A 23,044-nucleotide genomic window follows, 5' to 3' on the forward strand; every position below is an offset into this window, starting at 1 on the left:
GCGAGGGGCAGGTCAAGCTCTATCGTCACCTCGGCGGCCCGCTCAGAACAGCGGATCGACCGCCCACCCGCCGCCGTCGCGAGCGCGGTCCGGACGGTCGTCCCGCACCTCCAGGCCCAGCCCCAGGCCCAGGCCCAGGCCCAGGCCCAGGCCCAGGCCCAGGTCCAGCGCGAGCTGCTCCGCCACCCGCCGCGCCGGACGCTCCTGGACGTCGCCGAGGGCGCGCGGCCCGCGCTCGAGGTGTCCCGCCCCGGTCGGCGCGTCCGGGACCGACAGCCACGCCGACGCGGTGTACTGCGGCCGCCGGTGCAAGACCAAGGCGTACCGAATCCGCCGGGCCGCTCGGACCAGCGAACGACCATGACCTCCAGTGGCCTCGGCAAGCCCTCTGGGCGTCGTGGTCATCAGCCTCCGAGCCGGGATCTGCGAGCTGACGGTGGACGACAGGCTTGCGGCTACCACGGCTTCCTCGGCCTTGGGCGGTGAGTCGGGTCACAGCACCGCGCGTTCCGTGTCGGCGCCGGGTTCTGCGGGCCCCCTGGGTTGCGGGACTATCGGCCCTGCCGCTGGGGGCGTTCGGCCGTGGCCGGGTGATCGCGGGCGGGTGAAGCTGCGGCCATGGGTTCCAGGTTCTTTGCGACGAGCCGGCCGGCCGTTGTGCCCGATGCGGGGGCGCGCGACGGGGCTGGGGCAGGGCCGCGTGAGTGGGTGCTGGCCTTGCGGCGGGGCGAGAGTTGCTGCTGTCCGGCTGCGCCGATGGTCGTGGTGGTGGTGACCACGCCGGGACCGTCGGTGCGGTGCGTTGATCTGCTGCTGTGCGGACATCATTTCCGGTGTTCTCGCGGGGTGCTGGAGGCGATGGGGGCGTTGGTGCTGGACCGCTCGGGCGCGCTGGTCACCGGCCGCTGAAGGGGCGCTGAGCGTCGTGACCGAGGCCCGCGAGTCGGATGCGGACGTGCGGCGGGTGCCGTCGGGGTGGCGGCCGGTGGTGGTGTTCGTGGTGCTCGCCTACGGGCTGGGCTGGATGTGGTGGATCCCGCTCGCACTCGGCGGTGAAACGGTCACCCATGGCGCCACGCCGACACAGTTGCCCGGGCTGATGGCCCCCGCACTGGCGGCGCTGCTGGTCACCGCGTTCACCACCGGGCGGATCGGGCTGGTCGAACTGGTCCACCGGATGCTGCGTTGGCGGATCGGGCTGGTCTGGTGGGGCGTGGCGGTGAGCCCGGTGCTGGTGGCGGTGGTGGTGCTGGTGGCCAAGGGGGCGGCGACGGGGCGTTGGCCGACGGCGGTGGACCTGGGCGGGGTGAACGGCTTCCCCGATGTCGGCGGTTTCTGGGGACTGGCGGTGCTGGTGGTGCTGCTGGTGGTGGTGAACGGGCTCGGGGAGGAGACCGGGTGGCGCGGGTTCCTGCAGCTCCGGCTGCGGACGCGGATGGGGTTCGTGCCCGCGGTCGCGGTCGTCACGCTGGTCTGGGCGGGGTGGCATCTGCCGCTGTTCTGGGTGCTGGAGTCCTTCGAGGGGTTCGGGCCGGGCACGCTGACCGGTTTCCTGGTGGGGATGTTCGCGGGGGCGGTGGTGCTGGGATGGATTGTCGAACGCACCGGCAGTGTGCTGGCGGTGGCGTGTTGGCACGCGTCCTACAACCTCGGGTCGGCGACGGTCGCGGCGCGCGGTTCGGTCGCCGCGGCGGTGACCACCGTGGTCATGGTGCAAGCCGCCATCGTGCTCGGGTGGCGGCTCTGGCACCGGCCCGACAGGGAACGGGGAGTTGCGTGACGATCTGCGACCATCCGTCCTCTCGACGAATTCGCCCCCCGGGCGATAGCCGACGGATCCGAGAAGAGCGCCAAACACGGCGGCCCGGAGGCCCGGTGGGCCGTCCGGAAGGTGTCCCCGGAGGTGGTGCGGACCCCGACCACCTCACCACGTTCTTCGGCTACTTCAAGCAGCTCGGCGGGAAGCCGTCGCCGCGGGGGAGCGGGACCTCGCCGCGGGTGGGGAGCGCGGCGCGGAAGATGTTCGCGTCGTGGTTCCTCGATCCTCCGGTGTCGGTGGCGACGCACCGGGCGTGCAAGGCCCGGCAGCGGCGTGCCCCGGACGGTGAGGTCGTGGACCTGCGGGACATTCTCCGGATCGCGCACCCGGCCCGGACAGCGCGGTGCGGCAGGCGCTGCTGGGGTGGCTGGCGGGGACCGTGTCGGACGACGAGGCGCGTGCCCGGTCCGTCCCGATCGACACGTACCTGACGGCGAAGTCCGTCCAGACCCCCGCCGAGGCGGTGAGGGTCTTGTGGGGCCTGGGGTGCCGCGGGAGTACCTCCCGAACCGCGTCCTGGGCGATGCGAAGGTGTGGGAGGCGCTGGTCGAGACGGTCGGGCTGACCGCGCTGATCCGGAACCTGGCGCGGATGACGCAGATCAGAACCTTGAAGCCGCTGGAGGGCGCGACGCGGCGGGCCGTGAAGCGGCTCACCGATCAGGATGCGCTGGCCGCGGCGCGGATCCAGCCCATGGACCTGTACCCGGCGGGGCGGGTCTACCAGTCCGGGCAGGCGCAGCCGCATCCCCGGGCGGACGTCCGGAGGTGGACGCCGGTCCCGGAGATCGCCGACGCGTTGGACGGGGCGTACGACCTGTTGTTCGGGAACGTGGTGCCGTCGGGCGGAGGCTTCTCATCGCCGTGGACTCCTCGTCCTCGATGACATGGGAGTCGGTGCATGCCGGGGGATCGAAGCTCGGATCCTCCTATCAGGTCGCGTGCGGGATGGCGATGACCGTGAGCCGGATCGAACAGGGCAACTGTCACGTCATCGACGTCGACACCCAGGTCCAGCCGTCGCGGATCCGGCGGCGGACCAGTCTCAGCGACGTCGCGTCGTGGCGGCCGTCGGGCGGTGGCACGGACCTGGCCCTGCCGTTCCAGTAAACCCTGGAGGAGCAGGTCGACGTCGACGGGTTCCTGATCCTCACCGACAACGAGACGTGGGCGGGCCGGCAGCATCCGGTGCAGGCGCTCGAAGCGTACCGGCGGGGGCGGAACCCGGCGGCGCGGGTCGTCGTGGCGACGCTGTCGCCGTCGGGGACGACCATCGGCGACCCGAGGGACCCGGGGGTGTTGAACATCGCGGGGATGGACGCGTCGCTGCCGTTGATCGTGAACGAGTACCTGCGGGCCTGACCCCGCCGGGCGGGACGCCTGCCGGGTGGGGGGCCGGTGGGGGGTGAGCGTGATTCCGTGGGGGGATTCCGTCGGAGGGGCGGGAAGGCCCGGCAAGGGACCGTTCCGCCCCTCCGACGACGACCGGAGGAACGCGGAGAGTACGACCTGCACGCCCCCACTCGGCCGTATGGGAGCCGTCGTCGTCTTCGCCGCGGTGAAGCAAGGCACTGGAGGCCGACTGAGCCGACCGGGGAACTCCTCGTGTGGCCGAGCTCAGTGTGGCCGAGCGCATCAGCCGCATCCGCTGAACCCGTCGTCCCTCCTCTGGCTCCGGGGCGGTTGCGGGCTGTAAGGGCATCTGTTCGTCTACCTTCGGAGGTCCCGTCATTTGTACGTCCGCCCTCAGGACCTCGTCCTCGGCCGGACCGTGGAACCGTGTCTCCACCCCGAGTGCGCGGCCTACTCCGAGGCGGCCTGTCCTGTTTCGACCAGGGTTATGGATCATTACAAGCGTGCCGCCACAGGCCGTGACCGCGGCGACCGCCGCTGCCTGCGCCCGAGTCTCCGCAGTGGAGGCGGTGCGGAACTGCGGGCGGGTGCTCTGGTCGAGCCGTTCTTCCGCGCCGAGCTGACCCCTCACTCCCTGGCGCGGGACGACGACGGCTGCATCCTCGGCGTGGACGTCTCCGGCCTGATCCTCGCCGCGTTGCAGCCCGTGAACCCGCAGGCCCGTGTGCACCTCGCCGAGCATGCCGCGGAGCTCGGTATCGTCGAAGCGACCCGGTTGGCGATGGAGCTGCTCAGCGGAGAGCGGTGACTGCGGTACTCATTTCTTCAGGTCTTGGTGACGTTCGGCTGGGTTCCTGTCGGGTCGTGTTTGGTCGACTCTGCTGTATACGTCAACTCGACGCTCGCCTTGGCGAGGACGACCCAGTTACCGCCGATCTCTCCGGTGACCTTCACCTGGGCTGGTGTCACCAGTCGCGCGGACAGCAGGTTAACCCATTTGCGGATTGTCCCCGCCTCGGCCGTGAACTTCTCCCACCTGTTCCTCCAGATCTCATCGGTCTCATCTTTCGCCGCGCGCGCCGCCTCCTGTTCGACCACGTCCATTTCAGCAAAGATGATGATCATGTACTGAGGGGACTGTCCGGGGCCGCGAGAAACCATCGCCTTGAACACCTCGGAGGCACGGCCTATACCTTGAGCGACTACCTGGATACGGGGGTCGTCCGGGGCCTGGAAGTCCTGGAGGGCCAGACGGGCATCATGGAATGCGGCTTCTCCTCCCTGTCCGACTTCCTGCACCTTGCTCAGGAAATCGTCGGCTTCTCGCGAGCGTTTGACGACCGGTCCCCAGAGACGCGAGTCGAACTCTGATCTTACCGTCGGCCTCACTTCTCTGCCCGCGCCACGCTGGATCGTTTCCCAGAGATCGTTCGAGACTCGCCCTTGGTCATGATTCAGACCATGCGGCTCTGAAGGGTGCTCGCCGCCGAGTTCATTAATTCCGTCCATGTTTGAATCATAGACGGTTGGGAGTGTGGTGCCAGGGACGAAAGGCCCTTTGGGCAGCGGGTCCGCCCCGTGTCCGAGGGCGTCTTTCAGATCACTTCTCGATCGACTCTGGATTCAAAGTGTTACAACTTTCACGCTTGTTCCAGAACATGCATCGAGTCTCGTTCGCTGGGCCCGGCACGTTGACCGGGTGGATCAGCAGGACGTTTCGGTGGCGGTCCCAGCCCGTCAGGGGCGGCTCGGAAGGTGAAGTCACCTTGGAGCGTATCGGGCTTGGGCGTCAACGCCCCTGGGGGCTTGTGGGACCCGTGCCGGACGTCTGTTCGGCCAGCGCCAGGTTCGGACATCTGAAGGTGTCCGGTGATCCGAACAGGTCGAGGTCTTCCACTCGGTTTGCCCGGTCATGCAACGATCACCCGGCCCCGAAGGTCACTTAACGAGCTCAAATTTTGATCATCTTGTCGGCGGGGTTGAGCCCATCGGGGCATCTGATATTCGTGTGCTTCAGAGCAATGCCGCGGTCATGTTGTTCGACGGTGATTTGTATGCATGCTCTGACGAAGCTTCGGTGCCTTCGACATCGCCACCTCCTCCGAGGGCGCCATCGGCGGAACGACCCATCGCCCTGGGCGCCGGCTATCGGAGGCTGAGCTCTGCGGCAGCGCCCCTGGTCATCATCGCTCTATCGGCGGCCCGGTGCTCAGGTCGCCTGGACTGCAGCGACTCCGACGAACCACACGAGTGAGCAGGGCCTCGGGTGACGCCGCCGTCGAGAGCGGCGCTTGTGGCCGCGCATTGCGCCGGTGGTTCACCGGTCGCCTCGCCCTACGGTCCCAAGCAGGCGATCCCGCCGCTGCCCGCCGACCTGCGATCGTTGGCGGTCCGGGCGCTCGACCGGGCGATGGGAGAAGCCTCGGAGTCGGCGGAGTTGTGGGCGGATGCCGGTGACGACGGCTGGCGTGAGCAGTGCGGCCGGTTGAGGAAGGTTCTTTCGGAGGCTTCGCTGTAGGCCATTCGGCCGGTGCCGGCGTCGGCTCTCAGATCCTGTGGTTGCGGCGGGTGCGCATGGTCCAGGCCAAGCTGCACTCGGCGGTTCGGCGATTCGGCGGTGCGTTGGTGGAATCAGCGCGTGGTCTGGCAGGCCGTGGGGGGCGCTCGCCCAACAGATTTGTGAGGCGAGGGAGTCGCGCTCGGCGCTGTTCGAGGTCCTTGTAGTCCCAGCGTTCGTCTTCCGGGGAGGCGTGGCAGATGCGGGAGAGGCCTCGTGCCTCAAAGGCTTCTTCGAGCCCTTCCTCTTCTCCCGTGGCGCGGTCGTAGGCGTCGAGCGCGATATAGTTCATGCTTTCCCATGCAGGCCACTCCTCGTCGGTCCACCGTGACATGTGGCGTCCGGCGAGACGGCGGACTTCGTGGGTGTCGGCGAGGGCGTCGGGGTGCGCGGCGACGCGGTCGAAAGTGTCGCGGCCCAGGCTGACGAGCCAGGGCTGGAAGTATTAGAAGCTGTCGTCGGAGCACCGGCCTTGCAAGATGTTCCAGGCAGCGCCCCACATGTGCCAGGTGTCGACTCGCTTGCGCTGGGTGGTGAGGTGCAGCTCGAACTCGATGATCTCTGAGACTGGACGGCTGGCGAGGTGAGCGGCGAGCCATTCCGTGCGCTGGTCTTTGCCGTCGCTCTCGGCCGCGGACCGGTGAATGAGCGTCCAGAAATCGTCGAGTGTCACGGCGGAAAGGTATCGCTTTGCCGTCCTGTCACGATCGGCAGTAGCACGGTGCTATGCGGGGTCGCTGGAGGTCGTACGGCTGGTTCCCGGTGATGGCTTCATGGTCTTGCTGCCAGTCACGCCTGGGTGTCTGGGGGTTCGCGGGTGTCGATCGTGTGGGCCAGGAAGTCGTGGGGCACCGGCTCGGGTCCGGTGTGGCGGGTCAGCCGTAGTGAGCCTGCGGGGCGGGCGGCCGTCTCTGCCGGGGTGCCGGTGAGGTTCAGCGGGCGGTAGTGGCCGGGTCGTGTGGCGTGTTCAGCGACGGTGTTCGTGACGACGATGCCCAGGTCGGCGTCGGGGTTGTCGGTCATCTGGCGTTGAAGGTCATCGGCCGATATCAGCCGGTGCAGCAGTTGAGCCGCCTGCTCCAGAGAAGGGGAGCTGGCCCCTGGGGTGGGTGATTGGAGTGCGTGGACGGCGGCGCGGAGGCGGAGACGGTCGACGAAAAGGCGGTTGCGTCGTTGCAGGAGGGCCGCCATGTGGCCGGTGAAGGTATCGAGGATCTCAGCGTTGTCGAGGGTGGCGGGGCAGTGGATGAGGAGTCCGGTGGGGCGGGGCAGGGGGCGGGAGGTGTCCCACGGCAGGCCGGTGAGGACGAACGCGGCGTGCAGGACGGTTTCGGTGTGGTCATGGATGAGTCGCTGGTGTTCGTGCGGGTCCCGGTTGAAGTGCGGTGGGTGGTGCGGAGCCGGGCTTTCCGCGGCGGTGGTGCGGAGGTCGGGTTCGACGGCGATCAGGGTGCCTGCGGGTGGGTGGGTGCTGGCTGGTGGCATGGGCTGATCCGCTCGCTCGGGACCGGGGGCGGTGGTGCGGGTGGAGGCGGGCCTGCTGGGCGGGCGGAGTTGCAGGGTGGGGTGCCGTTGGGGTGGTGGGGCGTGGGCCTTCGCCGGCTGGTGTGGGTTGTTCACGCGTGCCGGGGTGGTGGAGTCTCCGGTTTGTGGAGCACGGGTGCCGGTCGATGTCGTGCCGGTCGGTGCGGGACTGGTCGGTGCTGCGCCCGTTCAACCGAGGGCCGCCGACACGAGGACCGCCGACACGAGGACCGTTGAGATCGCGAGGTTGAGGCACTGACGGTGTAATGCGCCAGATTCAGCGCACTGGCCCGGTTCTGCTCGTCCACGCCTTCGATCTGCCGCGCCCACACCGACTCGGCCGCCGCACAGTCCGCGAGCAATCCCTCCACCCGCCGGCCCAGCCCCGTCAGCGTCCCCGTTCTGCTGCCACCGGAAGACTCGTCCATACCCTCCACGCTCAGCCCGGCCCCGCACCGGCCGCCAGAGGCCGTCCCTCCCCAAAAGCAGGGCCTTCGAGGCTTCCAGTTACCGTGCGTTCACCTACTGCGAGTCGACCTGGGCCGTCTTCGCTTGGACAAAGCCGGGGGCGACGTGGTCGCAGGCGGCCATTTCCTCTTACTGGAGGCGCCGTCTCGACCAGGAATGCGTGATCAGCCGGTTCCTTTAGCAGGAACCACGCCCAAACGTGTCAGGGGTTCGGTCGTGGTTTCGTCCGGCGGGGGACGCGGGGCACTCCCTAGAGCAGATGTGCTTCCAAGCGCTGCCGGTGCAGATCGCCGTGCGGCAGCTCGGTAGCCAGCCAGGTCCGCTTGCGTGGGGAGGTAGGCGACGGGTGCAGGCCAGGGGGTGGCGGGTGGGTCCCGGGTGTGCTGGTCGGTGGTGTCACCAGGTGTAGAAGGCTTCGTATGCGGGTTCGAGGAGGTTGGTGAGGTTGCGGCCGTGGACGCTGATGGCCGGGCGGTCGAGCCGGTACAGGGCCGGGACGGCGGGTGGGGTGTGGGGCGTGCTCGGGCGGGGTGTGCCGGCCTCGCGCCAGAAGCTGTCGGGGAGGCTCTCCGGCGGGAGATCGTCCCGAGGCTGCCCTGTCGCGCCGGGGTCGGAATCGGCGATGCGGAGGTGCCGCAGTCGCTCGCGCAGCCGGGTGCGGGTGCGTCCTCGCCAGGTCAGCAGGACGAACGGGTCGTCGTCGACGGTGTGCGCGAGGCTGTGCAAGACCGCGGTGACGTGGGCGCACAACCGGCTGCGTCCCGGACAGGGGCAGTCCAGGGTCAGGTCGCCGGCGCGTGAGGGGAGCAGCGAGAGGCCGAGGGAGGCGAACAGGGCGTCGATGTCGAAGGCGAGTTCGCCGCCGAGGATCTGCAGGGCCAGGTCGGGAGCGGCGGCGAGGGCGTTCTCGACCCGGGTCCATTCGGTGCCGCTGAACACCGGAAGATCGATCCACACGTCGTAAGGCCGTCGCCGCGAACCCCGCACCTGGGCGTTGACCGAACCCGGCGTGACGGTCAGATCGGACACCGAATGGGCGTGGGCGGAACTCGCCCGGACCGTCATGCCGAAGGAGTCGAGCCGGTCGAGGAGCCGTTTCGACCAGGGAACCGGTGTCATGCGGTCACCCGGTCGCGTCCGGCGTCGGCCGGCAGCGCCACCAGTTCGTGCAGGGCGTCGAGGCTCAGGTCGGCCAGCCAGTCCTCCCCGGTGCCGACGGCCGTTTCGGCGAGCGCGCGTTTGGTCTCGATCATCGTCTCGATGCGTTCCTCCACGGTGCCCGCGCAGACGAGCTTGCAGACCTGGACGTCCCGGCGCTGGCCGATCCGGAAGGCCCGGTCGGTGGCCTGCTCCTCGACCGCCGGATTCCACCACCTATCGAGATGGACGACCTGGTTGGCGGCGGTCAGGTTGAGGCCGGTGCCCCCGGCCTTGAGGGAAAGGACGAAGATCCGCGGACCGTCCGGGTCCTGGAACCGGGCGACCATCCGCTCACGCGCGCGCCGAGCGAGTCCGCCGTGCAGGAAAAGCACTTCGCTGCCGAATCGCTCGCTGAGATGCGCTTTCAAGAGGAACCCGAATTCCGCGAACTGGGTGAAGCAGAGCGTCTTGTCTCCCTTCGTGAGTGTCGCCTCCAGGAGTTCTTCGAGTCGAGCGACCTTGCCAGACCTGCGGGCGAACCCGTCACCGAAGCCTTCTTTCAGGAATTGTGCCGGATGGTTGCAGATCTGCTTGAGCTTGCTCAGGCTGGCCAGCACGATGCCCCGCCGTTCGGTGCCGTCGCTCCGCCGGGCGGCGTCGAGCATGTCGGCCACCACTCCGCGATAGAGGGTCGCCTGTTCGGCGGTGAGACCGCAGGCGAGCGTCGTCTCCCTCTTCTGGGGAAGGTCCTGGATGATGGCGGGATCGGTCTTGAGCCGCCGCAGGATCAACGGCCGGGTATGGCGGCGCAGGGTGGCCGCCGCGCGCTGGCTGCCGGTCTGCTCGATCGGGAGGGAGTAATGCTCCTTGAAGCGCGCGCTCGATCCGAAGAGACCGGGATTGGCGAAGTCGAGAATGGAATGCAGCTCTGACAGGCGGTTCTCCACGGGCGTTCCGGTCAGCGCGATGCGTTGCGCGGCGGGCAGCGCCCGAACGGCTCTGGCCTGCGAGCTGTTGCGGTTCTTGATGTGCTGGGCCTCGTCGGCGACGATCCGCCGCCAGGAGATCCGGCGCATCGCCTCGGCGTCCAGCCGGACGACCGCGTAGGTCGTGATCACGATGTCGGCGGTGGTGGCGGCCTCTCGCAGGGCGTCCCCCGAGAACCGGTCGACGCCATGATGCACATGCACCCGCAGCGTCGGCGTGAACCTCTCGATCTCGCGGCGCCAGTTGTCCACCAGCGACAGCGGGCAGATCACCAGTGTCGGCCCGTCCTCCGGCCGGTGTTCGGCCGCGACCAGCCCCAGCACCTGGACGCCCTTGCCGAGCCCCATGTCGTCGGCGAGGACGGCTCCCAGACCGAGCTGGGACAGCAGGCTCAGCCAGGCGACGCCCCGCTCCTGGTAGGGCCGGAGCGTGGTGCCGAACCAGTCCGGCAACGCGACCGCGTCCAGCTCCTTCCCGCCGGTCAGCAGGTCGCCGAGGCGTCCGTCGGCGAGCACCTGCGTCACCGGAAGGCCGCCCGCCCTGGCGTCGGGGTCCAGCGCGGTCCGGACGACGCTTCTGGCGGGCATCGTCCCCCGCCCCTCACGTGCCACGAAGTCCGCCGCGGCGGCGAGCCGGGCCGGATCGACCCGCACCCATCGGCCGCGCAACCGGATCAGCGGCTTCTTGGCCGCCACGAGGTCGGCGAGCTCCCGCTCGTCCAACGCGAGCTCGCCGATCGCCACCCGCCACTCGAAGTTCACGATCGACTTCTTGCCGATCAGGCTCTGGCCCTTCACGACGTCGGGACGGGCCGCTCGGGTGGTCAGTGCCAGGCCGACCCCCGCGGGCCGCTGCCACCATGCGGGCAGGTACACCTCGTAGCCCGCCGCGCTCAGGACCGGAGCGGTCTCGGTCAGGAAGGTGAGGGTCTCGGCGCGGTCCAGGATGATCGCGGACGGTCGCGGGGACGGCAGCAGCCGCCTCAGCTCGGGACGGATCTCGCAGGCGCGTTCGAGGAGGGCGAGGAACAGCTTCTGCGGCTCGTCCACTTTCCGCTGGAGAGCGGCCAGCGCCGGGCCCCGCGACCACAGCTCGGCGGCGGTGACCAGCAGGGACGGCTCGTCGGCCGCCCGCACGAGCGGTTCCAGGGACCAGCGATCATCGTGATCGGGGCCCTCGCCGAGCGGCTCGGCCAGCCGGAAGCCGAGGCGCAGCCGTTCGTCCTCCGGGGTGTCGGACATGTGCCAGGCCGCCAGACTGGCCTGAAGCGCCCGCATCTCGGCCGCGTCAGCTGCGTTGAACGGGTCGGCCGCGTCGGACGGCTCGGGCGCGTCGGCTGCGTCGGATGGTCCGGACGGGCCGGACGGGCCGATGCGTCCGTCCTCGGAAGCCAGCGCCTTGAGCCAGCGCTCCGCCGCCGTTCCGGCCGGTCGGCCTCCGCCCAGCAGCGCGGGGCGGTCTCGGAGGACGGCTCTGGCCTCGCAGTCCACGAGCGCCTCCAGCAGGTCCGCGGTCAGCTCGGCGGCGTGGCGGGCGGGCCGTCGGCCGGTCGGCTCCGCGAGGCAGACGGGCGGGGTGGTGGCGGCCAGGTCGGCGATCTCCTGCCGGCGGACGGCATCGGGCGCCGGCCGCCACCTGGCGTAATGGCCTCCGTCGTCCCCGGTGACGAGCGTGGGAAGGATCTGCCCTTGACCGACGAGCCTCCAGGCGAGGTCGTGGGCGTTGGTGAGCCAGCGCAACGAGGCCCCGTACGGGATGTCGAGCTCGTCGGCCGTCACCGACTCGGTGGCCAGATAGGGGCGACGCGGCGCGTGCAACTCGCCGAGGAGCTGGGCGGCGTCCGAGGGCTCGAAGAGCAGAGCCGGAACGCGCCATGGGGAGCGTGCCACCGCGCCGGGCGGGTACGCCCGGGGAAGGTCCTCGCCGTACGGGCCGGTGAGTTCCGGAGAACGGAAGGGCGCTCCGGCATGGGAGGGAAGCACCAGATCGGTCGTCCCCTCCCGGGCCTTGGCGCCCACCAGCCATTCGAGGGAGAGACCGGCTCCGCTCAAGAACTGCCCGACCTGCTCCGCGGAGCAGGCGAACGGGTGTGCGAGCGGAGGCTGCTTGCCCTGGACCGGACGTGAGGTTTCAGCCCACAGAGCGAGAAGACGATCCGCCCTCCAGAGTGCATGCAACGCGAACATTCTCAACCTGATCGTCGATGTCGTGGGGGAGTCCTCAGCCACCCTGCCAGCCGACAATCAGTGCCCGATCAGCGAGCGCAAGTGAGGTCGGCTGGTAGTACTACTACCAGCGGGAACACCATGCTCGCGCTGCCGGCATGCGCCCCCACCATGGACCGCATGCCGCAGCCGAGATCACGAACCCTCACCCCGCGGACGCTGCCCGCGCCTGCTCTCGGCCGTGAGGTCCCGCGCAGAGCACTTGGGGAATCGGCACCGGGCATGACGGCTCCCCGACCGCGCACGTTGAACACAGATTGGCCATGAATCGGCGGATAAGTGGTCTCGGAGCCGGATGGCTGCCGCTCCTACCTTTCGTGACATCAACCAGATGGGACCGCGATCCCGCAGACGCGGAGGAAGCGGCCCCGGGACATGGAGAGTCACGATGACCACGATCAGCCCCACCGTCAAAGGCCGCCGTGCCCGCCGTCTCGCCGCCGGGCTCGCCCTGACCGGCGGCAGCGCCCTGGCGTTGCTGGGCGTGGCGGGTACCGCCCACGCCGACGCCAACAGCGTCACCAACACCTGGCTGGCTCCCGGCCAGGAAGCCTGCGCCGCCGCCCACGCCACCACCTACCTGGAGGCCTCGCAGCAGAGCGCCTCCCCGGGCTTGAAGTTCAAGCTCATCGCCCAGAGTGGCCTGGTCATCAACACCAGCCCCGGCCCCTACACCTACTGGAAGACCTCGACCGGCACCGGCTCGGCGAACTGGCAGGGTCCCGGCGACTACACCGCATGCGCCAAGAACAACGGCACCTCACCGGTCTACCTGTACTACGTCATCATCACCACCTCCTGAGTCCCACCTCCTGAATCCCATCTCCTGAACCCATCTCCTGGACCCCGCCGACGTGCGATCCAACGGCGCCCCCGAGCGCGGATGAAACTGATGCCGGGGGCGTCACGGCTCGCCCGGAAGTTCGATCCATTCCAGCGCCCACTGATTGAGGGCGAGCAGGACCTGGCCGAGCGCGGCGCCCTTCTCGGTCAGCCGGTAGTCGATCCGCACCGGAGTGGTGGGGTGCACGCTGCGCTCGATGAGCCCGTCGGCCTCAAGGTCCTTCAACCGCTGCGACAGCAGCTTGTGCGTCATGTCCGGGACGGCCGCCGCGATGTCGCTGAACCGGACGGCGCCGCCGAGCAGCGCACGCAGCACGGTCGCGGCCCAGCGGCGGCCGAGCATGTCCATCGCGGCGGCGTAGTAGGGGCAGTACGGCCGGAGGTGTTCGAGGTCCAGTTGTCGATGTGACATGAACCACTCCCAGAGGCTTCTATCTTTAAGATACCTTCCATCTTAATGATACAAGGTGATCCGGTGAGGAGCGGCCATGCCCGAGTCGAGTGCGGCAGCGCTGTCGTACGAGGTGTTCGTGTCCGAGCCCATTCCCACTACCGGCACGCTGCCGACCGGGGCGCGCCAGCAGTGGTCGCCGATTTCGACGACCCTCGTCTCCGGCGCCACCGACGCGGTCCTGGTCGATCCGCCGTTCACGATCGACCAGACCCGCCGGGTCGGAGACTGGGTTGAACGCTCCGGCAAGCGGCTGAGGCACATCTACATCACCCACGGGCACGGCGATCACTGGTTCGGCGCGTCCCTGCTGGCCGAGCGCTTTCCCGGGGTCACCGTCCATGCCACCGAGGGCACCGTCCGGCTGATGCGCGACTCGGCGACCGGACGGCGCAAGGCGTTCTGGGACGACCTGTTCCCCGGGCGGCTCCCCGACATCCGGGTACCCGCCCAGATGTTCCCGGCCGAGGGCCTCACCCTGGAGGGGCACCCCCTGCATGCGATCGAGGTCGGGCACAGCGACTGCGACGACTCCACGGTGCTGCACGTGCCGGCGCTCGACCTGGTCGTCGCCGGCGATGTCGCCTACAACAACGTGCACCAGTATCTCGCCGACGGCGGGCTCGACGGCGGCATCGACGCCTGGCTGCTCGCCATCGACACGGTGCGGGGCCTGCGGCCGGCCGCCGTGGTCGCCGGCCACAAGGACGTCACCCGCACCGACACTCCACGCATCCTCGACGAGACCGCCGAATACCTGCGCGCCGCCCGCCGGGTGCTCGCCGAGAAGCCCACGGCGCGGACCTTCTTCGACGAGATGACGCACCGCTACCCGGACCGGCTCAACCCCGGCACCGTCTGGCTCAACGCGCAGAGGCTGGCCTGATGCGCGCCGTACGCTTCCACGAGTTCGGCGAGCGAGACGCCCTGCGGATCGACGAGCTGCCACAGCCGTGACCGGACGCCGACAGCGTGGTGATCCGAATCGCCCGTGCCAGCGTCAGGGCGGTCGCCTACGCCGCCGCCCAGGTGGCTCCGCTCCTCGGCGCCTCCCAGGTCATCTCCACCGTCCGCGGCGACATCACCGGCCCGGCACTCGGCACTCTTCGGCGCGGGGGAGTCTTGATCGGCATCGGCTACACCGCCGGAACGAAGGCCGCCATCGACGTCACCGACCTCATCTGGAAGACCGCGCGGGTGGAGGGCTTCCTGTTCACCGCCTTCACCCAGCAGGAACTCGCCGACACCTAACGCACCCTGCTGCAACACCTTGCGGCCCGTAGCACCAAGCCCGCGATCGACGGGATCTATCCGCTGGAACAGGCCGCCGAGGCGCAAAGACGCGTCACCGAGGATCGTCCTCTCGGCAGGGGGCTCCTCGATCCCGGATCTGAGCCCACTTCACCACCGAAGCGGTAGCGGCATGGTTCGCTGCTCTCCAGCAGCGCCCGCCGCCGCAGCGCTCGTGCCCACGAACTCGGCCATGCCCCCGGCCGGCTGATCAGACGTTCGCCCCGCCCAGGACCCCGTTGACCATGTAACCGGCCAGGGTGCGTGCGATGTCGGGAGTGACCGCCTGCGGAGGGCCGGTCACGAGGGTGAACAGGGTGCCGCTGTAGAGCGTGATCAGGGCCTGCACCTGTTCGGGATCGGTGTCGAAGCCGAGGGCGCGGTGGTGGCCGAGGGTCGTCTCCACCGCCGCGGCGGCGAGGCCGTACAGGGCGTCGCCGAGCGCGGGAGAGCGCGTGGCCTCCAGGGCGAGTTCGAAGACGGCCTGGAAGCGCGTCCGCCGGAGCGTCGCGGCGCGGTACAGGGACTGACCGATGAGGTCGGCGAGCCCCTCCCGGCCGATCGCGGCCCGGGGCGCGCCCGCGCCCGCCTGCACCTCCTGGCGCATCTCCTCGAGATGCAGCTCCACGGCGCGCCGGGCGGCGGCCTGCAACAGGCCGTCCCGGTTGCGGAAGTAGTTCGACGCGGTGCCGGCCGGGACGCCCGCCATGTCGTCCACGGCGCGGTGGCTGAGCTGGTGGATGCCGCGTGTGCCGAGGATCTCGATCGCCGCGTCGGCGAGGGCTCGTCGGCGGAGCAGGTTCTCTGGAGGCGTCACCCGTCCTGACTTACCAGAATCGGGCCGTCGAGGCCCGCGGAGGGGTGGGCGCGTCTCGTCACTACGATAATAGTACTATCAGAGTAGTGACAAGCGAGCTGGGGAGTTTCCATGAGCGAGCAGTCGACCGCGACGGTGATCGGCGGCGGGATCGCGGGGCTGGCGTCCGCGACCGCCCTGCTGCGGGCGGGGTGGCGGGTCACCGTCCTGGAACGGGCCGCCGACTTCACCGAGGTCGGCGCGGGCGTGGCGATCACCCGCAACGGCATGGCCGCCCTGGCGGCCCTCGGAGCCGACGAAGCGGTCTGGGCGGCCGGTCACCTGACCCGCACGGCCGGGTCACAGAACCGGCGGGGGCGCTGGGTCCTGCGTTTGCCCGAGGTGCCGGTCGAGGAGAGCCCGGCGACGTGGCTGTGCGCCGTGCACCGGCAGCGCCTGCACGCCGCGCTGCTCCAGACGGCCGGCGGCGTCCGCCTGGTGAACGGCGCCCGGGTCACCGCCGTCGACCCGGGCACCGCGGGGGGAGCACCCGCCCGGGTCACCTGGACGTCGGCGGAGGGCGAACAGACCATCGAGTCCGATCTCGTGGTGGCCGCCGACGGGGTGCACAGCACCGCCAGAGCGTGCCTGTTCCCCGGCGTCCGGGCCGAGTACGCGGGGGCGACGAGCTGGCGCGCGGTGATCGAGGACACCGAGATCGTCGACGACCGGTACATCGCGGTATGGGGACCGGGCATGGAGTTCGGCGCACTGAGGATCAGCGCCACCGAGGTCTACTGGTACGGGTACTTCCTCGCCCCCGCCCGCACGGTCTTCGATGACGAGCTGGCCGCCGCCCGGGAGATGTTCGCGGGCTGGCCCGCGACGGTCACCGCCATCCTGGCGGCGACCGGAGCGGACGACCTGATGCGCCACGACGTCCACCATCTTCCCGGAGGGCTGCCGACCTACGTGTCCGGGCGGGTCGTCACCGTCGGCGACGCGGCCCACGCCATCCTTCCCACCGTGGGTCAGGGAGTGGCCGGCGCTTTGGAGGACGCGGCCTGCGTGGGACGGCTGATCGCGGAACCGGTCGCGGCGGGCGCGGCCCTCGCGCCCGCGCTGGCCGCCTTCGACCTGGCGCGCCGTCCCCGGTGCCGGAAGGTCGCCCGTCAGGCGATCATCATGGCCAACCTCGGTTCACACCTCGGAGGCGGCTGGCGCCAACCCGTGCGCGACGCCCTCCTGCGACTCGTGCCGGCTGGACGGTTCACCGACAGCGGCCTCGCCAGGCAACTCGTCGGCTGGACCCCGCCGCCTTCCCCGGCCGCCGCCACGAGCCAGCCGTCCCCGAACCGGCTGCACTGAACCCAAGTCGCCCAGGTCGCCCAGATCGCCCAGGTCGCTCAGGTCGTTCAGGTCGCTCAGATCGCTCAGGTCGTTCAGGCGTGCGGCGAGTCGGTCGTGCACCGCGATCAGCTCGCCGATGCGCCGCCGCAGCAGCGCCAGCCGCTGCTCGAAGATCTCGGCCTTCGGGCCGGGCTCGGCGCAGACGTGCTCACCGAACAGCTCGTCGCCGAGACATGCCCCGATCGCCCGCAGATCCTCGCTGGTCAGCCCGCAGTCCAGCAGCAGTCGGATGTTGGCCACCACCCGCTCGGCCTCCCGGCCGTACTCGCGGTACCCGTTCGCCGACCGTTGCGGACGCAGCAACCCCTGTTCCTCGTAGTAGCGCAGCGCACGCGTCGTCGTGCCCGTCACGCGCGCCAGCTCCCCGATGCGCATGTGGTCACCTCTCCTTTCGCCGGTGAGGTCAACACCGTGCGGCGCGCTCGTCATCCCAGCGTCTCCTGCGTCTCGGGCAGTTCGGCGGCGGGCAGTTCAGCGGCGGGCAGTTCAGCGGCGGGCAGTTCAGCGGCGGGCAGGACGGCCGCGGGCGGGACGGCCGCGGACCGGTGGTGCTCCACGAGGGCGACCGCGCAGCCCAGCGCGGCGACGACCGCGCCCGCCACCGGCGTCCAGCGCAGGCCGGGGCCGGGATCGATGACGCGCCCGCCGAGCCAGCCGCCGAACGCGATGCCCATGTTGAACGCCGAGCTCTGGACGGTGAGCGCCAGCGTTCGCGCACCGCGGGACGCCACCTCGATCATGCGGGTGTTCACCACCGGGATCACCGCGTAGTACGCCGCGCCGAACGACAGCAGGAACACCACCGCTCCGGCCCGCTCACCGGCCAGCAGCCCGAGCCCCAGCAGCGACACCGCCAGCGCGGCCATGCCCGCGAGGATGGCGCCGGTCACCGACCGGTCGGCTAGGCGCCCTCCGGCCAGGCCGCCGACGGTCCCGCCGGCGCCGAACAGCAGCAGCAGGACGGTCACGGTCGTGGCGCCGAATCCGGCGACACCGGTCAGCAGCGGTGTCACGAACGTGTAGGCGGTGAACGCCCCGGCCGCGCCCAACACCGTCACCGCGATCACCGCCTGGACCCGCCGGTCGGCCAGCACGCGCAGTTCCGCCGTCCGGCCGCCGGGCCCGGCCGCCGGCGTGTCGGGGACGACCGGCGCGACCAGCACGAGCGCCACCGCCGCCAGCCCCGCCATCCCCCAGAACGTCGCCCGCCAGCCCAGCCAGTGACCGAGGGCGGTACCCAGCGGCAGTCCTCCGACCAGAGCCAGGCTGAACCCCAGCGACACCCGCGCCACCGCCGAGCCCTGCCGCTCCGGCGGTGCGACATCGGCGGCCACCGCGAAGAACAACGGCATCAGCGCCGCGTGCGCCAGCGCCGCCGCGATCCGTCCCATCGCCAGCAGCGCGAACGAGGGGGCGAGCGCGGCCACCGCGTTGCCCGCCACGAACAGCAGCATCAGCGCGACGAGCACCCGCCTGCGCCGCGACCGCCCCGTCGCCAGGACGAGCAGCGGGCCGCCCACCATCACGGTGGCGGCGAACGCGCTCACCAGCAGTCCCGCCGTGGACAGAGAGACACCGACCGACTCGGCCATCTCGGGCAGCAGCCCGGCGATCATGATCTCCCCGGTGCCGAACGTGAACGCGCACAGCGTCAGGACCGCCAGGGCGCGGGAGTGATTCGTGATTCCCATACCGCCGAGCCTCGACCTTCACGCCGACGTGAAGGTCAAGTCGACGAGCTCCCACCGACCACTCCGTGGCCATGCGGACCGCCGGCGCCGAGCTCGGCACCTCCTCCGACCCAGTGCGAGGAGCAGCAGCACGGCCGATACCGCGCCCTTCGCGCCGCCGGACAAATGAACCGCCATGGCGAACTGTCAGGGCGGCGGCAGGAACACCACCTCCACCAGACCGACGGGCCTCTGACCCCCACGTGCAGGTCAGAGGCCGGTCGCGTTCCGCGAAGCGGTCACACGCCGTGGACGCGGCGGGACCGTTCCTCAGCCCCGGCCGACCGTCCAGTGGCGGAGCTTGTCGGGGTTGCGGACGACCCAGATGTGCCTGATCCGGTCGTCGACGACGTGGAAGGCGAACACGGTCACGACGGCGCCGTCCTGTTCGGCGACGACGCCCGGCCGGCCGTTGACGGTGCGTTCCAGGAACGTCATGTCGCCGGGCCGGCGGTCGGCGATCTCGATCCAGGCGCGCGCGACCTGCTCGCCGCCCTGGATCGGTTCGAGGAAGGTGGTCGCCAGGCCGCCTCCGTCGCCGGTGGCCGTGGCGTCGGGGTCGAGCAGGCCGATCAGGGCGTCGATGTCCTTGGCCTCCCAGGCCTGCTTGAAGTCCCGGACGATGCGGGCGTGCCGGGCCGGTGAGGTGGTGGAGGGCTGCGCCGCCCGGATGCGGCGGCGGGCCGAGGAGGCGAGCTGGCGGCAGGCCGCCGGGGTGCGGCCGACGATCTCGGCCACCTCGGCGAAGGGGTAGCGGAAGACGTCGTGCAGGACGAACGCGACGCGTTCGGCCGGGGTCATCGCTTCGAGCACGACCAGGAAGGCCAGGTTGACCGATTCGTCCAGGGTGACCCGGTCGGCCGGATCGGTGGCCGCGCCGCCGTCGGCGCGCCCGGGAAGCGGCTCGGGGATCCATTCGCCCACGTAGGTCTCGCGGCGCGCCCGCGCTGATCCGAGCACGTTGAGGCAGACGCGGCCCGCGACCGTCGTCAGCCAGGCGCCGGGAGAGTCGATGGCGTTCTGCTGCTCCCGGGACATGGCGTACCAGCGGGCGTAGGTCTCCTGGACGGCGTCCTCCGCCTCGGCCAGCGAGCCCAGCAGGCGGTAGGCGAGGTTGATGAGCCGGCGCCGCTCGCTCATGACCGCGTCCAGGCTCGGGTCGCTCCGGTCCGGCGCCGGCCCGGATGGTGTGTTCGTCATGCAGCTCCCTCGGTCACATCCGACTTCACCCTGCCCGACAAGACAGCCAGGCGGAACGTCAGGTCCGAGCCGTCGCCTGACATTTCCGGAACGTGTGTTGTCGAACTGCACGAGTCCGGCGGGCGGCCCGTCCATGCCGGGGGCACGCCGGGACTCGCCGCCGAAATCGAGCGATCTCTCTCGGCGGTCGTCCGTCCACACCCGTGCCGCGTCGTCGCGGCAGCATCCCAGGGAGCCACCGTGAGCCTGTTCCGGCTTGACGCCAGCATCAGCCCCGCCACCTCGGCCAGCGCCGAACTCGCCGACATCGTCGAGGCGGCGTGGACCGCCGCCCATCCGGACGCGCCGGTCGTGCGCCGCCACCTGGGCACCGATCCGCTGCCCGCGGACGCCTGGGCGTCGGCCCACACCGCCGCGCTGACGCCCGAACCCGACCGGACGTCCGCCCAGCGCGACGCCCTCACGCTCGCCAGGTCACTCGTCGCGGAGCTGGAGGACGCCGAGGCCGTGGTGCTGGCCGTGCCGCTCTACAACTTCGGCGTCTCCCAGCACTTCAAGTCCTGGGTCGACCTGGTCATCGCCGGGGCGCCGCTGGGCCGTCCGGTGCTCCAGGGCAAGCCGACCGTCCTCGCCACCGTCCGGGGCGGCGGCTACGGCCCGGGCACTCCGCGCGAGGGCTGGGACCACTCCACCCCGTACCTCAGGCGCATCCTCGCCGACGTGTGGCAGGCCGACCTCACCGTCGTCGAGCGCGAACTCACCCTCGCCGCCTCGCCCGGCATGGAGCAGCTGCGGGACCTCGCCGCCGAACTGCACGCCGACGCCCTGACCGCGGCCCGCGCCGCCGCCCGCGACCTGCTCGCCACCGCCGCCACCGGGCTCGTGGCGACCACCGGGTGACCTTCGGTCACCGTCATCCGCGGCGTCAGCGGGAGGGGGCGGGGCCGTAGAGGTGGATCGGGCCTCGGTAGTCGCCGAGGCCGAGGGCGGACGGCTCGGTGCTGCGGGCGTGCCGACGTGTTCGGCGATGGTGCGTCCGCAGCGTCTGAGCAGCCGGATGGACAGGGTGCTGTCGGTAGCCGGGTCCTGGTCGGTCATGTCGGTCAGGGCGTGGCGCGGCCCGCGGTGGTAGCCGGTCGTGGCTGAGGGCTCGGTCGCGGGTGAGGGCCGGTTGCGGGTGGCGGCCGGTCGCGGGTGGCGGCCGGTTCGTCCGGCCGGGCTGGAGGGGCGAGGATCGGGGGATGGACATCCGGCAGTTGGAGTACTTCCTGGCGATCGTGGACCATGGCGGTTTCACTCGGGCGGCCTCGGTGCTGTACGTCTCGCAGCCGGCGTTGTCTCAGGCGATGCAGGGGCTGGAGCGTGATCTGGGCGGGGCGCTGTTCCACCGCATCGGGCGCCGGGCGGTGCTGACCGAGGCCGGACGGGCGCTGATCGAGCCGGCGCGGGCGACGGTGCGCAGCCTGGAGACCGCGCGGGCCAGGGTCGCCGCCGTCGGGGAGTTGCGCACCGGGCGGTTGGACGTGGCGGCGATGCCGTCCCAGGCGGTGGAACCGCTGACGTCGATGATCAGTTCGTTCGCCGGCCGGTATCCGGGCGTGTCGGTGGCGATCAAGGCCGCGTTCACCGCCCGGGACGTGGTGGAGATGGTCCGCACCGGCTCGGCCGAGCTGGGGTTGCTGGCCTCGGCGGGGCCGCTGCCCGACGCGGAGGTGAGCGCGCATCCGGTGGGCAGGCAGCGGTTCGTGGTGGTGACCTGGCCCGACGGGCCGCTGTCGGAAAGGACGGCGGTGGGCTGCGAGGAGCTGGCCGGGCTGAGGCTGATCGTCGGGCAACGCGGTACCGGAATGCGCGCCTACGTGGACGGGCTGCGCGAGCGCGGCGTCCGGTTCGCCATCGCGGCCGAGACCGAGCACCGGGTGTCGATCATCCCGCTGGTGCTGGCGGGCGTGGGCGTCGTCGTGGTCACCGAGGCCTGGCGCGGCATCGCCGAGCAGGCAGGCGCGCGGGTGCTGGACATCGAACCGGAGAGCGCCCTGGACATCGCGCTGGTGAGCCGCCGTGGCGAGTTGTCGCCGGCCGCCCGGGAATTCGTTGCCCACGCCACCGAGAAGCCCTGATAAGGGACGCTTATCTGAGTGATCCGGGCTGCGACTTGGACGCCCGGCGGGGCCGGTTGCTGCAATCAGCCCATGACCCACCACGACATCGCGTTGATCACGGGCGACGGCATCGGCGCCGAGGTGCTCCCGCCCGCCCTGCAGGTCCTGGACGCCGTCGGCGCCAGGCATGGCTTCGGGTTCTCCTACACCGCCTACGACTGGTCCTGCGAGCGCTACCTGCGCGAGGGGTCGATGATGCCCGCCGACGGCCTGGACCAGCTCCGCGACAAGGACGCCATCCTGCTCGGCGCGGTCGGCTACCCGGGCGTCCCCGACCATGTCTCGCTGTGGGGGCTGTTGATCCCCATCCGCCGCGGTTTCCGCCAGTACGTCAACCTGCGGCCGATCCGGGTGTTCGAGGGCATCGACAGCCCGCTGCGCGCCGCCGCGCCCGGCGACGTCGACTTCGTGGTCGTCCGGGAGAACGTCGAGGGCGAGTACAGCGAGATCGGCGGGCGGCTCAACCGCGGGTTCCCCGACGAGATGGCGGTGCAGGAGGCGGTGTTCACCCGGGCCGGGGTGACCCGCGTGCTGGACTACGCCTTCGGGCTCGCCGCGCGGCGCGGCGGGAGGCTGACCTCGGCCACCAAGTCCAACGGCATCGTCCACACCCTGCCGTTCTGGGACGAGCTGGTCGCCGAACGCGCCCGCCACCGCCCGGAGGTGGCCTGGGAGCAGGAGCACATCGACGCGCTGGCGGCCAAGTTCGTCCTCGACCCGGCCCGCTTCGACGTGGTCGTCGCCTCCAACCTGTTCGGCGACATCCTCAGCGACCTGGCCGCCGCCGTCGCGGGCTCGATCGGCATCGCCCCCGCCGCCAACCTCAACCCCGAACGGCGGTTCCCGTCGATGTTCGAGCCCGTGCACGGTTCCGCCCCCGACATCGCCGGCCGCGGCATCGCCAACCCGGTGGGCGCGATCTGGTCGGCGGCGATGATGCTCGACCACCTCGGGCACCCCGACGCCGCCCACGACGTCACCGACGCGATCGCCGCGGTGCTGGCCAAGACCGACGTGCGCACCCCCGACCTGGGCGGCACCGCGACCACCGCCGAGTTCACCGGCAAGCTGCTCGAACTGCTCTGATCAC

21 protein-coding genes and 3 pseudogenes are annotated in these 23,044 nt (G+C 70.7%); 13 read left to right on the top strand and 11 right to left on the bottom strand.

The genetic code is table 11. From position 1 onward, the window contains the following. Positions 1–42: 42 nt before the first annotated feature. Positions 43–312, bottom strand: coding sequence for a hypothetical protein (locus ACFPCY_RS20480; RefSeq protein ID WP_378257412.1), 270 nt, complete (start codon positions 310–312; stop codon positions 43–45). Positions 313–756: 444 nt separating this feature from the next. Between ACFPCY_RS20480 and ACFPCY_RS20485 the strand changes: the two genes are divergently transcribed. The 5 genes and pseudogenes from ACFPCY_RS20485 to ACFPCY_RS20510 all read left to right on the top strand — a co-directional run bounded on the left by ACFPCY_RS20485 (position 757) and on the right by ACFPCY_RS20510 (position 3,979). Further along, positions 757–909 carry a hypothetical protein gene (locus ACFPCY_RS20485; RefSeq protein ID WP_378257414.1) on the top strand — a complete coding sequence of 51 codons (153 nt, stop codon included), beginning with the start codon at positions 757–759 and terminating at the stop codon, positions 907–909. A gap of 16 nt (positions 910–925) precedes the next feature. Further along, positions 926–1,780 carry a CPBP family intramembrane glutamic endopeptidase gene (locus tag ACFPCY_RS20490; protein ID WP_378257416.1) on the top strand — a complete coding sequence of 285 codons (855 nt, stop codon included), beginning with the start codon at positions 926–928 and terminating at the stop codon, positions 1,778–1,780. A gap of 525 nt (positions 1,781–2,305) precedes the next feature. After that, positions 2,306–2,704 (top strand): TROVE domain-containing protein, encoded by a 399-nt coding sequence (locus ACFPCY_RS20495; RefSeq protein WP_378257418.1) that lies wholly within the window; start codon positions 2,306–2,308, stop codon positions 2,702–2,704. Further along, positions 2,701–3,180, top strand: a pseudogene (locus ACFPCY_RS43125) (hypothetical protein). Before ACFPCY_RS20495 ends, ACFPCY_RS43125 begins: the two are co-directional and overlap by 4 nt. 478 nt (positions 3,181–3,658) lie before the next feature. Further along, positions 3,659–3,979 carry a hypothetical protein gene (locus ACFPCY_RS20510; RefSeq protein ID WP_378257424.1) on the top strand — a complete coding sequence of 107 codons (321 nt, stop codon included), beginning with the start codon at positions 3,659–3,661 and terminating at the stop codon, positions 3,977–3,979. 17 nt (positions 3,980–3,996) lie between these two features. Here the strand turns inward: ACFPCY_RS20510 and ACFPCY_RS20515 are convergent, their stop codons facing one another. Continuing rightward, on the bottom strand, positions 3,997–4,680 hold the full coding sequence (locus ACFPCY_RS20515; protein WP_378257426.1) for a hypothetical protein: 684 nt from the start codon (positions 4,678–4,680) through the stop codon (positions 3,997–3,999). A 784-nt stretch (positions 4,681–5,464) separates the two neighbouring features. Between ACFPCY_RS20515 and ACFPCY_RS20520 the strand changes: the two genes are divergently transcribed. Beyond that, positions 5,465–5,689: a DUF4259 domain-containing protein gene (locus tag ACFPCY_RS20520; RefSeq protein WP_378257529.1), complete on the top strand. Its 225-nt coding sequence runs from the start codon at positions 5,465–5,467 to the stop codon at positions 5,687–5,689. A gap of 28 nt (positions 5,690–5,717) precedes the next feature. Here ACFPCY_RS20520 and ACFPCY_RS20525 read toward each other — a convergent pair. The 4 genes and pseudogenes from ACFPCY_RS20525 to ACFPCY_RS20540 form a co-directional block, all read right to left on the bottom strand. Continuing rightward, positions 5,718–6,401 (bottom strand): annotated as a pseudogene (locus tag ACFPCY_RS20525) (DUF4240 domain-containing protein). A 116-nt stretch (positions 6,402–6,517) separates the two neighbouring features. After that, positions 6,518–7,213: a hypothetical protein gene (locus ACFPCY_RS20530; protein WP_378257428.1), complete on the bottom strand. Its 696-nt coding sequence runs from the start codon at positions 7,211–7,213 to the stop codon at positions 6,518–6,520. 903 nt (positions 7,214–8,116) lie between these two features. Then, the gene (locus ACFPCY_RS20535; protein ID WP_378257430.1) at positions 8,117–8,839 is read right to left on the bottom strand and encodes an SWIM zinc finger family protein; all 723 of its coding nucleotides are present in this window, start codon (positions 8,837–8,839) and stop codon (positions 8,117–8,119) included. Beyond that, positions 8,836–11,898: a DEAD/DEAH box helicase gene (locus ACFPCY_RS20540; protein WP_378257432.1), complete on the bottom strand. Its 3,063-nt coding sequence runs from the start codon at positions 11,896–11,898 to the stop codon at positions 8,836–8,838. Before ACFPCY_RS20540 ends, ACFPCY_RS20535 begins: the two co-directional genes overlap by 4 nt. A 562-nt stretch (positions 11,899–12,460) precedes the next feature. On the opposite strand from ACFPCY_RS20540, the gene ACFPCY_RS20545 reads away from it, so the two are divergent. Then, positions 12,461–12,874, top strand: coding sequence for a hypothetical protein (locus tag ACFPCY_RS20545; RefSeq protein ID WP_378257434.1), 414 nt, complete (start codon positions 12,461–12,463; stop codon positions 12,872–12,874). Between the two features lie 102 nt (positions 12,875–12,976). On the opposite strand, the gene ACFPCY_RS20550 is transcribed toward ACFPCY_RS20545, so the two are convergent. Beyond that, positions 12,977–13,327 carry a winged helix-turn-helix transcriptional regulator gene (locus tag ACFPCY_RS20550; protein ID WP_378257435.1) on the bottom strand — a complete coding sequence of 117 codons (351 nt, stop codon included), beginning with the start codon at positions 13,325–13,327 and terminating at the stop codon, positions 12,977–12,979. Between the two features lie 76 nt (positions 13,328–13,403). On the opposite strand from ACFPCY_RS20550, the gene ACFPCY_RS20555 reads away from it, so the two are divergent. Further along, positions 13,404–14,252: an MBL fold metallo-hydrolase gene (locus tag ACFPCY_RS20555; protein WP_378257437.1), complete on the top strand. Its 849-nt coding sequence runs from the start codon at positions 13,404–13,406 to the stop codon at positions 14,250–14,252. 86 nt (positions 14,253–14,338) lie between these two features. Then, positions 14,339–14,617 (top strand): MDR/zinc-dependent alcohol dehydrogenase-like family protein, encoded by a 279-nt coding sequence (locus ACFPCY_RS20560; RefSeq protein ID WP_378257439.1) that lies wholly within the window; start codon positions 14,339–14,341, stop codon positions 14,615–14,617. A gap of 250 nt (positions 14,618–14,867) precedes the next feature. Here the strand turns inward: ACFPCY_RS20560 and ACFPCY_RS20565 are convergent, their stop codons facing one another. Next, positions 14,868–15,473: a TetR/AcrR family transcriptional regulator gene (locus ACFPCY_RS20565; RefSeq protein WP_378257441.1), complete on the bottom strand. Its 606-nt coding sequence runs from the start codon at positions 15,471–15,473 to the stop codon at positions 14,868–14,870. Between the two features lie 111 nt (positions 15,474–15,584). On the opposite strand from ACFPCY_RS20565, the gene ACFPCY_RS20570 reads away from it, so the two are divergent. Then, positions 15,585–16,820 carry an FAD-dependent oxidoreductase gene (locus tag ACFPCY_RS20570; protein WP_378257442.1) on the top strand — a complete coding sequence of 412 codons (1,236 nt, stop codon included), beginning with the start codon at positions 15,585–15,587 and terminating at the stop codon, positions 16,818–16,820. A 237-nt stretch (positions 16,821–17,057) separates the two neighbouring features. Here the strand turns inward: ACFPCY_RS20570 and ACFPCY_RS20575 are convergent. The 3 genes and pseudogenes from ACFPCY_RS20575 to sigJ all read right to left on the bottom strand — a co-directional run. Next, a pseudogene (locus ACFPCY_RS20575) lies at positions 17,058–17,291 on the bottom strand (MerR family transcriptional regulator); the annotation flags it as partial. Beyond that, positions 17,288–18,553, bottom strand: coding sequence for an MFS transporter (locus ACFPCY_RS20580; RefSeq protein WP_378257443.1), 1,266 nt, complete (start codon positions 18,551–18,553; stop codon positions 17,288–17,290). The gene ACFPCY_RS20580 and the pseudogene ACFPCY_RS20575, both read right to left, overlap by 4 nt. 309 nt (positions 18,554–18,862) lie before the next feature. Then, a complete protein-coding gene (gene sigJ / locus ACFPCY_RS20585; protein ID WP_378257445.1) occupies positions 18,863–19,792 on the bottom strand; it encodes an RNA polymerase sigma factor SigJ in 930 nt (309 codons plus the stop codon). A gap of 240 nt (positions 19,793–20,032) precedes the next feature. On the opposite strand from sigJ, the gene ACFPCY_RS20590 reads away from it, so the two are divergent. The 3 genes from ACFPCY_RS20590 (at position 20,033) to ACFPCY_RS20600 (ending at position 23,040) form a co-directional block, all read left to right on the top strand. Beyond that, positions 20,033–20,692, top strand: coding sequence for an FMN-dependent NADH-azoreductase (locus ACFPCY_RS20590; RefSeq protein WP_378257447.1), 660 nt, complete (start codon positions 20,033–20,035; stop codon positions 20,690–20,692). Positions 20,693–21,033: 341 nt separating this feature from the next. Next, complete coding sequence (locus tag ACFPCY_RS20595; protein WP_378257449.1) at positions 21,034–21,912, top strand: LysR family transcriptional regulator; 879 nt, start codon at positions 21,034–21,036, stop codon at positions 21,910–21,912. Positions 21,913–21,984: 72 nt separating this feature from the next. Then, complete coding sequence (locus tag ACFPCY_RS20600; RefSeq protein WP_378257451.1) at positions 21,985–23,040, top strand: tartrate dehydrogenase; 1,056 nt, start codon at positions 21,985–21,987, stop codon at positions 23,038–23,040. Positions 23,041–23,044: the final 4 nt, after the last annotated feature.

The organism is Actinomadura gamaensis (assembly GCF_042652125.1).
GTDB classification, from domain to species: Bacteria; Actinomycetota; Actinomycetes; order Streptosporangiales; family Streptosporangiaceae; genus Spirillospora; species Spirillospora gamaensis.